Here is a 14,208-nt window from a genome sequence, read left to right as displayed (position 1 = left end):
GGCGAGATAGTCTTGGAGCGCATTGGCCATGAGCAGGTTGGATAGCCCCAGATGGATCTCTTTGTTCTTCTCAAGCGCTCAGGCCCTGGGCCACTCGACTGCGTTTTCAGGCGTTTGGTTCCCCTGCTGTGCGCCTTTCTGCTGAACGGTTGCAGCACCGTGGGCTATTACGGCCAACTGGCCGAAGGCCAATTGCAGCTGCTGCGGGCGCGCCAGCCTGTGGACAAAGTGATCGCCGACCCGGCCAGCAGCCCGCAACTGCGCGCCCGTCTCGCCCATGCCGAAGCAGCGCGGGTTTTTGCCAGCGATCAGCTGAAACTGCCTGATAACCGAAGCTATCGGCTCTACGCTGATCTGCACCGCCCTTACGTGGTGTGGAATGTGTTCGCCACTCCTGAGCTGTCGCTGCAGCCGGTGACGCACTGTTTCCCCATTGCCGGCTGCGTCGCTTACCGCGGCTACTACCGCCAGGGTGCGGCCCGTGGTGCGGCGGCGTTGATGCGTCAGCAAGGCCTGGACGTCTACGTGAGCGGTGTCGAAGCCTATTCGACGCTGGGCTGGTTCGATGACCCGATTCTGTCTTCGATGGTCGGCTGGGGGGATGAGCGGCTGGCCACGCTGATCTTCCATGAGTTGGCTCATCAGCGTTTTTACGTGCAGGACGACACCGAATTCAACGAGTCGTTTGCCACCTTCGTCGAGCAGGAGGGCACGCGGCAATGGCGCGCAGCCCGTGGGCTTGCGGTAGTGGGCGAGCATCAGTCGCAGCAGAGCGAACAGTTCACCCGGTTGGTGCTGGCCAGCCGCGAGCGGTTGCAGGCGATTTATGCAGGGCCCTTGGACGATGCGCACAAACGGGCGGCCAAGCAGGCTGAGTTCGAGCGCTTGCGCAGTGAGTACAAGCAGCTGAGGGACAGCCAGTGGAACGGGGACAAGCGCTATGACGCCTGGATCTATGCGCCCTTGAGCAATGCCAAGCTGCTGCCGTTCGGGCTTTATGACCAGTGGGTGCCGGCGTTTGCTGCGCTGTTCCGCGAAGCAGGCGGGGATTGGCGGCGGTTTTACGAGCGGGTCGAGCAGCTTGGACGGTTGCCGGCTGCTGACAGGAAGGCCGCATTGCAGCGGTTGATGTGATCTGTGAAACGTCGGGGCTGCAGAGCAGCCCCCTGGCCCTCAGATGTTGCAGAAGGCGTGATGAAGTTCTGCAACTGTCGCGAAGTGGAAGGCCGGGGCTTCGGCCACCAGCTCTTCCCGGCTACCGAACCCATACCCCACCGCCACTGCCTGCACACCATTGCTGCGCGCACCGATCAGGTCATGTTTACGGTCGCCGATCATCAGCGTCTGTGCCGGATCCAGCCCTTCCTCATTCAGCAGGTGGCGGATCAGCTCGACCTTGTTGGTCCGCGTGCCATCCAGTTCGCTGCCATAGATCACCTTGAAATGGTGATCGAACGCGAAATGCCGGGCAATTTCCCGTGCGAATTCCCAGGGTTTGGAAGTGGCGATATACAGCGTCCGGCCTTGGCCATTCAGGGCTTCGAGCAGCTCAGGCACGCCTTCGAACACCAGGTTCTCGTACAAGCCAGTGACGCGGAAACGCTCCCGGTAGAAGTTCACCGCTTCCCACGCCTTGGCTTCATCGAAGCTGTAGAACTGCATGAAGGCCTGTAGCAGTGGCGGGCCGATGAAGTGTTCCAGGCGGGTCAGGTCAGGCTCGTCGATGCCCAGCTTGGCCAAGGCGTACTGGATCGAGCGGGTGATGCCCAGGCGCGGGTCGGTCAAGGTGCCGTCGAGGTCGAAGAGGATATTCTGCTGGTGCATGTAATGGGTTCCACTTGAATCGTGCGTGGCCGTGTTCGCGGGTTTACCGCGAAGAGGGTCATTCAGGTTGGTCGTAGCCTTCGGCCAGGTGCTGGTCCTTGAGCTTGACGTAGTTGCCGGCACTGTAGGGGAGGAAGGCATGCTCCTGATCGTTCAACGGGCGCACCTGCTTCACCGGGCTGCCCATGTACAGGTAACCGCTGACCAGGCGCTTGCCGGGCGGCACCAGGCTGCCGGCACCGATGATCACCTCGTCTTCGACGATGGCGCCATCCATGATCGTGCTGCCCATGCCGACCAGGATGCGGTTGCCCAGGGTGCAGCCATGCAGCATGACCTTGTGACCAATGGTCACCTCGTCGCCGATGATCAGCGGGAAGCCGTCGGGGTTGAACGGGCCTGCGTGGGTGATGTGCAGCACGCTGCCGTCCTGCACGCTGGTGCGCGCGCCGATGCGGATGCGGTGCATGTCGCCGCGGATCACCGTCAGCGGCCAGACAGAGCTGTCCTCGCCGATCTCGACGTCGCCCAGGACCACCGCCGAACGGTCGACAAACGCCCTGGGTCCCACTTTCGGAGTGTGTTGCTGGAAGCTGCGGATGGCCATGATAGCGTCTCTCATCTGTGCCGATAGGCTGGCTGCCTGCTGCGGTCGGCGTCGATTGTAATTAAGATGGGGCAGTGTTTCTTCTGCCAAGGTATCCAAACCGTGAGTGCGAACAACCCACTTCTGCAGTCCTACGATCTGCCGCCCTTCTCGCAAATCCGTGCCGAACACGTGTTGCCGGCGATCGAAGCGATCCTGGCCGACAACCGTAAAGCCATTGCCGAGATCCTCGAACAGCAGGGCGACAAACCGACCTGGGCCGGCCTGGTGCTGGCCATGGACGAACTGAACGACCGCCTGGCTGCCGCCTGGAGCCCGGTCAGTCACCTCAATGCGGTGTGCAACAGCCAAGAGCTGCGCGAGGCCTACGAGTCCTGCCTGCCAGCGCTGAGCGCCTACTCTACCGAACTGGGCCAGAACCGTGCGCTGTTCGATGCCTATCAGGCACTGGCCAACAGCCCGGAAGCTGCTGGCTTCGACGTGGCGCAGAAGACTATCCTCGACCACGCTCTGCGTGACTTCCGCCTGTCGGGTATCGATCTGCCGGCTGACCAGCAGCAGCGTTATGCCGAGGTGCAGAGCAAGCTGAGCGAGCTGGGCAGCCGCTTCTCCAACCAGCTGCTTGACGCCACCCAGGCCTGGACCAAGCACGTCACCGATGAAGCCGCACTGGCCGGTCTGACTGACTCTGCCAAGGCGCAGATGGCCGCTGCCGCCCAGGCCAAGGGCCTCGACGGCTGGCTGATCACCCTTGAATTCCCCAGCTACTATGCGGTGATGACCTACGCCAGCGACCGCGCCCTGCGTGAAGAGCTGTACGCGGCCTACTGCACCCGTGCCTCGGACCAAGGCCCGAACGCCGGCCAGTTCGACAACGGCCCGGTGATGCAGCAGATCCTCGACCTGCGCCAGGAACTGGCCGGGCTGCTGGGCTACAAGAATTACGCCGAACTGAGCCTGGCGACCAAGATGGCCGAGTCCAGCGACCAGGTGCTGAGCTTCCTGCGCGACCTGGCCAAGCGTTCCAAGCCGTTTGCCGCCCAGGACCTGGAGCAGCTCAAGGCCTACGCCGCCGAGCAGGGCTGCCCTGAACTGGCCAGCTGGGACGCCGGTTATTTCGGCGAGAAGCTGCGCGAGCAGCGTTACAGCGTGTCGCAGGAGACCCTGCGTGCCTACTTCCCGATCGACAAGGTGCTCAGCGGCCTCTTCAGCATCGTCCAGCGCCTGTACGGCATTGAAATCGCTGAACTGAAAGGCTTCGACAGCTGGCACCCGGACGTGCGCCTGTTCGAGATCAAGGAAAACGGCCAGCACGTCGGCCGCTTCTTCTTCGACCTCTATGCCCGCGCCAACAAGCGTGGCGGTGCCTGGATGGACGGCGCCCGTGACCGTCGCCGTACAGCAGGCGGCGAGCTGCAGAGCCCGGTGGCCAACCTGGTGTGCAACTTCACCCCGGCCGCGCCTGGCAAGCCTGCGCTGCTGACCCATGATGAGGTCACCACGCTGTTCCACGAGTTCGGTCACGGCCTGCACCACATGCTGACCCGCATCGAGCATGCCGGTGTGTCCGGCATCAATGGCGTGGCCTGGGACGCGGTCGAGCTGCCAAGCCAGTTCATGGAAAACTGGTGCTGGGAGCCGGAAGGCCTGGCATTGATCTCCAGCCACTACGAAACCGGCGCGGCCCTGCCTCAGGACCTGCTGGACAAGATGCTCGCCGCGAAAAACTTCCAATCGGGCATGATGATGGTGCGCCAGCTGGAGTTCTCGCTGTTCGACTTCGAGCTGCACGCCAGCCACGGTGATGGCCGCAGCGTGCTGCAGGTACTTGAAGGCGTACGCGACGAGGTTTCGGTGATGCGCCCACCGGCCTACAACCGTTTCCCCAATAGCTTCGCGCACATCTTCGCGGGCGGTTACGCGGCGGGCTACTACAGCTACAAGTGGGCTGAAGTGCTGTCGGCCGATGCCTTCTCGCGTTTCGAGGAAGAAGGCGTGCTCAATGCCGAGACCGGCCGCGCGTTCCGTGAAGCGATCCTGGCCCGCGGCGGTTCGCGCGAACCGATGGAGCTGTTCGTGGACTTCCGTGGGCGCGAGCCTTCCATTGATGCATTGCTGCGCCATAGTGGCCTCACCGAGGACGCGGCAGCATGAGCGAGGTAGCCGTGAACAAGACCAAGAAGCGCTTCATCGCCGGGGCTGTGTGCCCGGCGTGCAGCGAGCCCGACAAGCTGATGATGTGGAGCGAAGACGACGTGCCGCATCGCGAGTGCGTGGCTTGCGGCTTCACCGACACCCTCAACGAGCAGGGCCTGTCGGTGCCCAAGGAGCTCGGTACGCGGGTCAACCAGCTGGCGCCCAAGGCTGCGCCGGCCAAGGTCCAGACCGTGCAGTTCTTCCCCAACCCGAAGCTGAAGAAACCGGCTGAGTGAAGCCGTCGTGCTGCCCGGGCCTGGTGCCCGGGCAGGCATGTGCTCGGGGTGTTAGATAGTCAGCCCCCCGCTTTTTTCCTGCATAGCAAACTCGCTTGTTCCTCGAACAGAACAAGGTGATGTGCCATGCAAAACTCCAATCCATTGCTGCAAGGCAGCGGTACACCGGTCGATTATGCGGCGGTGACGCTGGATAACCTGCGCGCTGCATTCGATTTGGCGCTCGATGCCCATCAGCAGGGCATCGAGCGGATCATCGCCGCACAACAAACATTGCCGACCTGGGACGATCTGGTGCTGGCGGTGGATGCATTGGATGCGCAACTGCAGGCTGTGCTGTTCGCTGCCTCCCCGCTTACCTTCAAAGGTGACACCTGGGCTGGGCTGCTGGGTGAGCTGTATGGCAAGCTGATACTTCGCTATGAACAGAAACTGTCGAACAAGGCGCTGCGGGCTTGCTACGTGAAGTTGGCGCAGAGCCCCCAGGGCCAGAACCTGGATGCGCATGAACGCGCAGTCATCCAGTGGTACATCAGGCAATTCACGCTCAAGGGCGCCTTGCTCGATGAGGCCGAGTTGCAAGTGCTGGCGGCTGCGCAAGCCAGGATCCAGGATCTGGAAGCTCGTTATCGGGCCAACATCGCCCGGGACGGCGTCCATGTGTCGGATGAGCAACTGCTGGGTGGGTTCAGCCCGCGCATGCGCGAAGAACTGCGCGCCAACGCCGAAGCTTCCGGTATGCCAGGCTGGCTGATCCCGGCGGACGACCACTGGACCCGTGACGTAATGGCCGTGGCCAGCAATCGGGAACTGCGTGAGGCCGTTTATCGCCGATATCACACGCGTGGAGTCAGCGCGGACGATTCGCAGGACAACGGGAAAATCCTTGCAGAGCTGGCAACCGTTCGCGCAGAGAAAGCGAAATTGCTGGGCTTTTCCGATCACGCATCGCTGAGCCTGCGCGAGAAAAGTGCCGGCAGCCTTGATCAGGTACAAAGGTTCCTGCAGACCTTGGCCGGCAACATCAAACCCGCCATGGGCCAGTTGCGCCAGCTGCTGGATGCTCGCGCCGAGGGTCTCGGGATCGACCAGGTGCGGCCCTGGGATCGGCTGTATTTACACAGGGCTGGCGACACCGCGCAGGCGTCGCTGCCAATGGCAACGTTTCGCGAGTATTTCCCGCTGGCCAATGTGGTCGCCAGCCTGGCACACATGGCGCAGCAGGTGTTTGGCTTGACGCTCAAGGCTGGTAACGACGCCAGCCCGATCGCGACCTGGCACGAGAGCGTGATGGCTTTTGAAGTCTGGCAAGACCATGCCTACCTTGGGCTGCTGTATCTGGATGCCGTTCAGTACCCTGGTAAACAGGCCGATCTGGTCGAGACCCGCTATGTGCGCAATCGCCGGGTCGATGCCGAAGGTGTCTATCAGGCGGCGGTGGTGATGGTGTTTACCGATGTGCCTGCTGGTCTCGGCCAAGAGTCGCCACTGCTCGACCACCTCGCACTGCGCAAGATCCATCACGAATTCGGGCACGCCTTGCACCATCTGCTGGTGCGTACCACGACCCACGTCGGCTCTGCGGTGAGCCTGTTGGGCACCGATGGTGTGGAACTGTACGGCAAGCTGCTGGAACGTTGGGCGTGGGAGCCGGATTATCTGGTCGATATCTCGTCACACAAGGATTCCGGCGAGAAACTGGGCCTGGAAGAAACCAGGACGCTGCTGGCTGCATTGCAACGAGAAGAGGTCGAAGGCGCCGCGCAGAATCTGCTGATGGCGTTGTTCGACCTGGACCTGCATGCCTCTCCGGATGACGGCAAGAGCCTGCAGCAGAGGCTGGATGCTGCCCGGGAGCTTTGTGGCTACTGGCCTCTGGAGGATTTCGAGCGCCCGGCGCATGCATTCGATTACCTGGTTAACCACTACGATGCCGGCTACTACGCGTACGTGTGGTCCGATGTGCATGCTTTCGATCTGTTCTCGCGGTTCAGGGCAAACGGCTTGCTGGACCGTGCAACGGGGCGGGCGCTGCAAGAAGAATTACTCGCCCATGGCTCGGCGCGTCCATTGTTGACAGGCATTGAAGCGTTTCTCGGGCGAGCGGTAGACCTCGGGCCCTACCTGCACTGGCATGGTTTGGCCTGAGGAGGATGCGCTGACCGGAGGTGCTGGAAAGATCGTTGCGCACCCGATACTGTATATGAATACAGTATCGGGGTAGGCCATGATTCCTCCAGCACCGCAAAAGGGCCGTGGCACGGCGCACAATCCGCACAACCGCTTCGCGCCGAGCCATTCGGTGGCCGAGGATGACGGTTGGTATCAAGAAGTTCCGCAGACACAGGGTACCGAGGTGCGGATTGAAACAGCAAAGTCGGTCATCAGCCGCAATACCTCACCGGACCTGCCCTTCGACCGTTCCATCAATCCTTACCGAGGTTGCGAGCATGGCTGCATCTACTGCTATGCCCGCCCTTCGCATGCCTACTGGGATCTCTCCCCGGGCCTGGATTTCGAGACCAAGCTGATAGCCAAGACCAATGCCGCCGAGGTGCTTGCACAGCAGTTGAGCAAACCGGGCTACGTCTGTGCGCCGATCAACCTCGGCTCCAACACCGACCCCTATCAGCCCATCGAGCGTGAGCAACAGCTGACACGAAAGGTGCTGGAAGTGCTGTTGCGTTTTCGCCATCCGGTGACCATCGTCACCAAGGGCGCGCTGGTTTTGCGCGACCTCGACCTGCTGGCCGAGATGGCCAGTCAGCGCCTGGCACGGGTGATGATCAGCCTCACCACCCTGGACGATGATCTCAAGCGGGTGCTCGAGCCGCGCGCGGCCTCACCCAAGGCGAGGTTGCGGGCCATTCGCGTCTTGCGCGAAGCCGGCGTGCCGGTAGGCGTCTTGTGTTCGCCGATGATTCCGATGATCAACGACAGCGAACTGGAGCAGCTGCTGGAGGCCGCCAAGGAGGCGGGTGCACAGAGCGCCGCCTACATGATGCTGCGCTTGCCGCTGGAAGTGGCGCCATTGTTCGAACAGTGGTTGCAGGACCATTACCCGCAACGGGCAGCCCATGTGCTGAGCCTGATACGCCAGAGCCGAGGTGGCGAGTTGTATGACAGCCGCTTTGGTGCGCGGATGCGTGGCGAAGGGGTCTTTGCCGAATTGCTCGCACAACGTTTTGCCAAGGCGATGAAGCGCCTGGACTTTGCCGGGCGCGAGGCACAGGCCCTTGACTGCTCGGCCTTCTGCCCGCCGGGCGGGCAAATGGCGCTGTTCTGATGAACGGGGCCATCCCCAGCTCAACTAATCCGAGATGATAATTGTGCTAATGGCTCTTGGCAGTTGATGCTTTTTTGCTATTATTCAGGTCCCGCCTTTTCGATCTGGAACACCCGTTCTAGAGCCTCCGAATTAAGTTTCAGTTAAGTTTTCCTCGCTAGCGTAGGAGTCCAGTCAACGAAGACTGTGATTTATCGCCCGTGCGTGTCATCTAAATCTGCGCATAGCCAGAATCTTTCACCGGTAAAATGGATTTACCTACACACCGTCAAGAGGATGAATCATGCCCGTAAAGGACCCATCCAAGGTCGTTCCGCCAGCTCCAGCGGAGAGCGCCGATGCCGCCCTGAAGCACATCGTCGACGGCTTCCTGCGCTTTCACCATGACGTCTTCCCTGAGCAGCAGGAGCTGTTCAAGAAGCTCGCCACCGCGCAAACCCCGCGCGCCATGTTCATCACCTGTGCCGACTCGCGTATCGTTCCCGAGCTGATTACCCAGAGCTCGCCGGGCGACCTGTTCGTGACCCGTAACGTCGGTAACGTAGTGCCGCCTTACGGCCAGATGAACGGCGGCGTTTCCAGCGCCATCGAGTACGCGGTGCTGGCGCTGAAGGTGCACCACATCATCGTCTGCGGCCACTCCGACTGCGGTGCCATGCGTGCCGTGCTGAACCCGCAATCGCTGACCAAGATGCCGACCGTTTCCGCCTGGTTGCGTCATGCCGAAGTGGCTCGCACCGTGGTCGAGAACAATTGCTCCTGCGGCAGCGAGCACGAAACCATGCAGGTGCTGACCAAGGAAAACGTCATCGCCCAGCTGCATCACCTGCGCACCCACCCCTCGGTGGCTTCGCGCCTGGCGGCGGGTGAGTTGTTCATCCATGGCTGGGTCTATGACATCGAGACCAGCAAGATCGAGGCCTACGATGCCGCCAGTGACAGCTTCATGCCACTGACCGCAGGCGAGCCCGTGCCCTGCGCCACTCCGAGAGGCCGCTACTAAGCGACCCGTCCACAGCTGAACCTTGAATAGCCGGCTGCACCCAACGCGGGTGCGGCGCGGCCTTCGGCTGCCTTGAAAATGCCCTGACTACCCTGCCGGCGATCCCCGCTGGCGGCTCGCGCCTGCGCGCTCGTCAGGGGCCACATGTGCCCACGGCCAGGGGAATGGCCGTGCGTCAGAGAAAGGAGAAACACGGTGAACATTACACAGTTGAAAGCGGCCCTGCCGCGTGAGTTGCTGGCATCGGTGGTGGTCTTCCTGGTCGCCCTGCCGTTGTGCATGGGCATTGCGATCGCCTCGGGCATGCCGCCGGCCAAGGGGCTGATCACCGGTATCATCGGCGGCGTTGTGGTCGGCTTCCTGGCGGGTTCGCCGCTGCAAGTCAGCGGCCCGGCAGCCGGCCTGGCGGTGCTGGTGTTCGAGCTGGTGCGTCAACATGGCATGGCGATGCTCGGGCCTATCCTGCTACTCGCGGGGATTCTGCAATTGCTGGCTGGGCGATTGCGCCTGGGGTGCTGGTTCCGTGTCACGGCGCCCGCCGTGGTGTACGGCATGCTCGCCGGTATTGGAGTACTGATCGTATTGTCGCAGGTGCATGTGATGTTCGACACGGCGCCACAGCCGTCGGGCCTGCAGAATCTCCTGGAGTTCCCATCCACCGTGGCTGCGGCCCTGCCCAAGGAAAGCGCCGGCTCCGGCTGGATGGCTGGCGCGCTGGGGTTGGGCACGATTGCCATCATGTGGGGATGGGAGCGCCTGCGACCGCAGAAGTTGCGCTTCGTGCCGGGTGCCTTGCTGGGCGTGACGGCGATGACCGCGATTGCCATGTGGCTGGCGCTGCCGGTGAATCGGGTGCAAGTACCGGCAGACCTGTCCGAAGCCATCGACTGGATACGTCCGGACGACCTGCTGAAGCTTGCTGATCCGACTTTGCTGGTGGCGGCATTCGCCTTGGCCTTCATCGCCAGTGCCGAGACGCTGCTGTCGGCAGCCGCTGTAGACCGCATGCACAGCGGCCAACGCTCGGACTTCGACCGTGAACTGTCGGCGCAGGGTATCGGCAACATGCTCTGTGGTGTACTCGGCGCCCTGCCGATGACCGGCGTGATCGTGCGCAGTTCGGCCAACGTCCAGGCAGGCGCGCAAACCCGTGCCTCGGCGATCCTGCATGGCCTGTGGTTGCTGGCGTTCGTGGTGGTGCTGAGCAGCGTGCTGCAGCAGATTCCGGTGGCGAGCCTGGCGGGTGTGCTGGTGTACACCGGCATCAAACTGGTCGATTTCAAGGCGCTGCGAGGCCTGAGCCGCTATGGTCGGATGCCGATGTTCACCTACGTGGCGACTGCCATGGCGATCATCTTCACCGACCTGTTGACGGGGGTACTGCTGGGCTTCGCCCTGACATTGCTGAAGCTGGCGTTCAAGGCCGCGCGCCTGAAAATCTCCCTCGTCCAGCTCGAGCCCTGCGGCCATATGGAGTTGCGCCTGAGCGGGTCGGCTACGTTCCTCAAGGTACCGGCACTGACCCAGGTACTTGATAGCGTGCCTGCCGGCACCACCCTGCATGTTCCGCTGGCCAACCTGACCTACATCGACCATTCGTGCCTGGAACTGCTGGAGGATTGGAGCAAGACCAGCGGCTCTACCCTGCGTATCGAGCAGCGAGGCCTCAAGCGCAGGGTGGAGGGCCGTTTGCGCAGCGTTGCTGGCACCTGAGGTCAGCGCTTGACCTCGATCATCTCCGGCGCACCCGGCCATGTTCCTGTCAGGTTCACGGTGCGGGTGCCGCCCAGCCACTCGCTGACGGGCGTGTTCCACGTCATCGACTTGCGGGTATTGGAGCCGATGTTGATGAATTCCGCCGTCAATACCATCTGGGTGGCGGTCAGGGGAATTTCCCCGAAGCTGGTCGAGCTTCCGCCGATTACCGTCCTGGACTCTTCGATCGGGCCTTCGGGGGTCTGGTAGGACAGTGTGACCTTGGTGGTGTAGGTGGTAAAGGATGACGCCTTGCTATCCACCAGCAGGTTCAGCACACCGACCTTGCCGACCCAGCTGGGTATCAATACTCGGCTGCCTGCGAACGAGGCAAAGGTATAGGCGACAGGCAGTGGTTCGGTTGCCACCTCACCGCTTTTTGCCGGCAAGGTATGCATCTCGACTTCACTGGAGTTGCTGGTGAACACATAGCTCGCCTTGCCACTGCCGTTGATGCCGTCTTCACCCAGCAGGCGGTTGAGCCCGCTTGCGCTACCGGAGACGGTGAAGCTGGCTTTGCCCTTCTTTGCCACCGCATTCAGGCCACTGCTGGCGTAGATGACCGAGGTCACCACGCCGAAACCTTCGGAGATGCCAGTGCTGGTCGCCATGTTCAACTTGCGCGCCTGGCCGAGCAGCCAATCGTACTGATCGGCAAGGATGGCAAGGTTGCTGATGGCGTGCTCGCCGCTGATCGCGAACTCCGAGGTAATGGAATTCTCCTTGTCGAACGTCCATTCAAGCGCGGCCTCGGGTTTGACTTCGGCACCTGTGTTCGGGTCCAAGATCATCCCGCTGACATCGGCGTTGATGCGGTTGCACGTCACGCCAGACGATTTGAAATCCCACTTGCGGCTTTGCTGACTCTTGCTGATCTCGACGCCGGGGAGGCAATCGACGGCCAGCTTGAAATCGCCGGTGTCGGCGTCGATGATGCCGACCGCGCCTGGCTTGATGGACGCATTGAGGCCCCAGTTGCCCCATATCGTTGGATAGGTTCCTCGCAGCAGGTCCGTAAAAATCCTGTTTCTTCTGATCGTCATTGTCATCACCTAAATGGAAGAGGGCCGCCCTGAGGCGGCCCGATGACAGTAATGATCGAAGGCGGCGCGCAGCAGCGGGAGCGTTTTCCTCGCCCGCGCTGCAGGTCAGGCGCTGGCCTGACCGAACTCCACGTTCAGCTGGCGCGACAGGCACGGCCAGCGCTTCCACGCCTCACCGGTCTGCGGGCTGCTGAGGGTTTCGCGGTAGGCTTCCACCGACTCTGCGGCAAAGCTCTCGTCGTCGAGCATCTCGTCCACCGAATGGTGCACCACCTCATCCAGCTGGTTGGCGAAGGTTTCGCCGATCAGCTGGTGGGCGATCAGGTTGGCCACCGTGGTATCGACGGGGATCAGCGGTTGCTGGAAGTGGCGGATATACAGGTCGTTGACCTCCTCCACCAGGCGGTGTGCCAGATAGGCCTCATCCAGCAGACAGTCGAGGCCTACGTGCCCTTGCATCACGTTCGGTGGCTGCAGGAAATAGGCTTCTGCAATTTTCAGTACAGGTTTGATCTGCGATTCGATCCCGGCTTCGCGCGCCACAGTGTGGGCGGCCTCCAGCAGCTCCGGGACCTGATCGATATAAGCGCTGACGAAGCGCGCCAAAGTACCCTGGGCGTCCTGCTCAGGCAGTTGGATCGAGGGGTGCAGGTGAGGCAGTTGCAGCTCGAGACGCTCTTTCAGTTGGCCGGTGCGGCGTTCGTGATCGTGGGCTTGGCTAATCTGCTCGCGTACAGCAGCGATGTTCATGACAACTCCAGGGACAAGACGTTTCAAACGGAAGACACTAAGTTAGCTCGGTATACAGAATACCTAAGACGCATTTGTTATAAATTCCGCAAACGTGTGCGCAGTTCGGCATATGCGGTCGCCACTATTTTGCCATGGCCGCTCAAGCTCGGGCTTTTGCTCGCGTTTCAGCGTTTCTTGAGGTTGATTTCACCCGCGTCGTTGCGTGCCATTGGTCGCTGTCTATACTCCGGTTGAACGTGATTCGTTGATGAGGCCCGACTGCTTTTTGCAGGGGCTCGGTCGTCGAAGCCAGGCAGTCTTGACCGCCGTTCCCTCTTGCCGCAGGCCATGCCTCCGGGACTACAAGAACGAGAAGGGGAACCCGCAATGATGCGACATCCACCTGTCTGGATGGGCCTGCTGTTGTGGTCGGTTCTTGGTCAGGCCAACGCCGCCTGGACCGTGAACATGCACCCGGGGGCGACGGAAGTCTCCAACGCCGTGTTCGACCTGCACATGACGATCTTCTGGATCTGCGTGATCATCGGCGTCGTGGTTTTCGGCGCGATGTTCTGGTCGATGGTCATCCACCGCCGCTCCACCGGCCAGCAGCCAGCTCATTTCCACGAGCACACCTGGGTAGAAATCCTCTGGACCATCGTCCCCTTCCTGATTCTGGTAGCCATGGCCATTCCGGCCACCAAGACCCTGATCGACATTTACGACGCCAGCGAATCGGACATCGATATCCAGGTCACCGGCTACCAGTGGAAGTGGCACTACAAATACCTGGGCCAGGACGTGGAGTTCTTCAGCAACCTGGCCACGCCGGCTGATCAGATCCACAACACGGCACCCAAGGACGAGCACTACCTGCTCGAAGTCGACCAGCCGCTGGTACTGCCGGTGGGGGCCAAGGTGCGCTTCCTGGTGACCGCCGCCGACGTCATCCACTCCTGGTGGGTGCCGGCCTTCGCGGTCAAGCGCGACGCCATCCCTGGCTTCGTCAACGAAGCCTGGACCCGTATCGAAAAGCCCGGCATCTACCGTGGCCAGTGCACCGAGCTGTGCGGCAAGGACCACGGCTTCATGCCGGTGGTGGTCGAAGTCAAGACCAAGGCTGACTACGACACCTGGCTCGGCGAGCGCAAGGCCGAGGCGGCCAAGCTCAAGGAGCTGACCAGCAAGGACTGGACCCTCGAAGAACTGGTCGAGCGTGGCGACAAGGTCTACCACACTACCTGCGTGGCCTGTCACCAGGCCGAGGGCCAGGGCCTGCCACCGATGTTCCCGGCGCTCAAGGGATCGAAAGTGGCCACCGGGCCGAAGGAAGACCATCTGGGCGTGGTGTTCCATGGCCGCCCCGGCACCGCAATGGCCGCGTTCGGCAAGCAGCTCTCGGAAGTCGACATCGCCGCCGTGGTCACCTACGAGCGTAACGCCTGGGGCAACAACAAGGGCGACATGGTCACGCCGAAGGACGTGCTGGCGCTCAAGCAGGCAGAAGCCAAGTGAACCGGGTTTTG

Annotated in this window: 12 protein-coding genes; 8 read left to right on the top strand and 4 right to left on the bottom strand. The window is 61.9% G+C overall.

Going from position 1 to position 14,208, the window contains the following annotated elements:
• The first annotated feature begins 51 nt into the window (after window positions 1–51).
• Window positions 52–1,134 (top strand): aminopeptidase, encoded by a 1,083-nt coding sequence (locus tag HU738_RS04600; protein ID WP_186601579.1) that lies wholly within the window; start codon window positions 52–54, stop codon window positions 1,132–1,134.
• A 39-nt stretch (window positions 1,135–1,173) separates the two neighbouring features.
• On the opposite strand, the gene HU738_RS04595 is transcribed toward HU738_RS04600, so the two are convergent.
• Both HU738_RS04595 and HU738_RS04590 read right to left on the bottom strand, forming a co-directional pair.
• Window positions 1,174–1,824 (bottom strand): HAD family hydrolase, encoded by a 651-nt coding sequence (locus HU738_RS04595; protein ID WP_186601580.1) that lies wholly within the window; start codon window positions 1,822–1,824, stop codon window positions 1,174–1,176.
• 58 nt (window positions 1,825–1,882) lie between these two features.
• Window positions 1,883–2,431: a gamma carbonic anhydrase family protein gene (locus tag HU738_RS04590; RefSeq protein WP_186601581.1), complete on the bottom strand. Its 549-nt coding sequence runs from the start codon at window positions 2,429–2,431 to the stop codon at window positions 1,883–1,885.
• A gap of 102 nt (window positions 2,432–2,533) precedes the next feature.
• On the opposite strand from HU738_RS04590, the gene prlC reads away from it, so the two are divergent.
• The 6 genes from prlC (at window position 2,534) to HU738_RS04560 (ending at window position 10,865) form a co-directional block, all read left to right on the top strand.
• Window positions 2,534–4,585, top strand: coding sequence for an oligopeptidase A (gene prlC, locus HU738_RS04585; RefSeq protein WP_367616157.1), 2,052 nt, complete (start codon window positions 2,534–2,536; stop codon window positions 4,583–4,585).
• Window positions 4,582–4,863: a YheV family putative zinc ribbon protein gene (locus HU738_RS04580; RefSeq protein ID WP_054884391.1), complete on the top strand. Its 282-nt coding sequence runs from the start codon at window positions 4,582–4,584 to the stop codon at window positions 4,861–4,863. Before prlC ends, HU738_RS04580 begins: the two co-directional genes overlap by 4 nt.
• Window positions 4,864–5,007: 144 nt before the next feature.
• Window positions 5,008–7,011, top strand: a complete 2,004-nt coding sequence (locus tag HU738_RS04575) for a M3 family metallopeptidase (protein WP_367616155.1) — start codon at window positions 5,008–5,010, stop codon at window positions 7,009–7,011.
• Window positions 7,012–7,090: 79 nt separating this feature from the next.
• Window positions 7,091–8,149 carry a PA0069 family radical SAM protein gene (locus HU738_RS04570; protein ID WP_186601584.1) on the top strand — a complete coding sequence of 353 codons (1,059 nt, stop codon included), beginning with the start codon at window positions 7,091–7,093 and terminating at the stop codon, window positions 8,147–8,149.
• Window positions 8,150–8,432: 283 nt separating this feature from the next.
• Entirely contained in the window at window positions 8,433–9,152 is a 720-nt protein-coding gene (locus HU738_RS04565; RefSeq protein WP_176508424.1) for a carbonic anhydrase, read from the top strand.
• 195 nt (window positions 9,153–9,347) lie between these two features.
• Window positions 9,348–10,865: a SulP family inorganic anion transporter gene (locus HU738_RS04560; RefSeq protein ID WP_186601585.1), complete on the top strand. Its 1,518-nt coding sequence runs from the start codon at window positions 9,348–9,350 to the stop codon at window positions 10,863–10,865.
• 2 nt (window positions 10,866–10,867) lie between these two features.
• Here the strand turns inward: HU738_RS04560 and HU738_RS04555 are convergent, their stop codons facing one another.
• Window positions 10,868–11,950, bottom strand: a complete 1,083-nt coding sequence (locus HU738_RS04555) for a hypothetical protein (protein WP_186601586.1) — start codon at window positions 11,948–11,950, stop codon at window positions 10,868–10,870.
• A 105-nt stretch (window positions 11,951–12,055) separates the two neighbouring features.
• Complete coding sequence (locus HU738_RS04550) at window positions 12,056–12,700, bottom strand: hypothetical protein (RefSeq protein ID WP_186601587.1); 645 nt, start codon at window positions 12,698–12,700, stop codon at window positions 12,056–12,058.
• Between the two features lie 369 nt (window positions 12,701–13,069).
• Between HU738_RS04550 and coxB the strand changes: the two genes are divergently transcribed.
• Window positions 13,070–14,197: a cytochrome c oxidase subunit II gene (gene coxB / locus HU738_RS04545; RefSeq protein WP_186601588.1), complete on the top strand. Its 1,128-nt coding sequence runs from the start codon at window positions 13,070–13,072 to the stop codon at window positions 14,195–14,197.
• The last annotated feature ends 11 nt before the right edge of the window (window positions 14,198–14,208 follow it).

This window comes from Pseudomonas vlassakiae (genome assembly GCF_014269035.2).
Lineage (GTDB): Bacteria > Pseudomonadota > Gammaproteobacteria > Pseudomonadales > Pseudomonadaceae > Aquipseudomonas > Aquipseudomonas vlassakiae.
The sequence above is the reverse complement of the archived record's forward strand: the minus strand, read 5'-3'. Positions and strand labels throughout refer to the sequence as shown.

Excerpts from the sequence above, each read along its gene's own strand:
- HU738_RS04565 (WP_176508424.1), top strand. The coding sequence starts at position 8,433 with ATGCCCGTAAAGGACCCATCCAAGGTCGTTCCGCCAGCTCCAGCGGAG.
- HU738_RS04595 (WP_186601580.1), bottom strand. The coding sequence starts at position 1,824 with ATGCACCAGCAGAATATCCTCTTCGACCTCGACGGCACCTTGACCGAC.
- HU738_RS04580 (WP_054884391.1), top strand. The coding sequence starts at position 4,582 with ATGAGCGAGGTAGCCGTGAACAAGACCAAGAAGCGCTTCATCGCCGGG.
- coxB (WP_186601588.1), top strand. The coding sequence starts at position 13,070 with ATGATGCGACATCCACCTGTCTGGATGGGCCTGCTGTTGTGGTCGGTT.
- HU738_RS04570 (WP_186601584.1), top strand. The coding sequence starts at position 7,091 with ATGATTCCTCCAGCACCGCAAAAGGGCCGTGGCACGGCGCACAATCCG.
- HU738_RS04590 (WP_186601581.1), bottom strand. The coding sequence starts at position 2,431 with ATGGCCATCCGCAGCTTCCAGCAACACACTCCGAAAGTGGGACCCAGG.
- HU738_RS04600 (WP_186601579.1), top strand. The coding sequence starts at position 52 with ATGGATCTCTTTGTTCTTCTCAAGCGCTCAGGCCCTGGGCCACTCGAC.
- HU738_RS04550 (WP_186601587.1), bottom strand. The coding sequence starts at position 12,700 with ATGAACATCGCTGCTGTACGCGAGCAGATTAGCCAAGCCCACGATCAC.
- HU738_RS04555 (WP_186601586.1), bottom strand. The coding sequence starts at position 11,950 with ATGACGATCAGAAGAAACAGGATTTTTACGGACCTGCTGCGAGGAACC.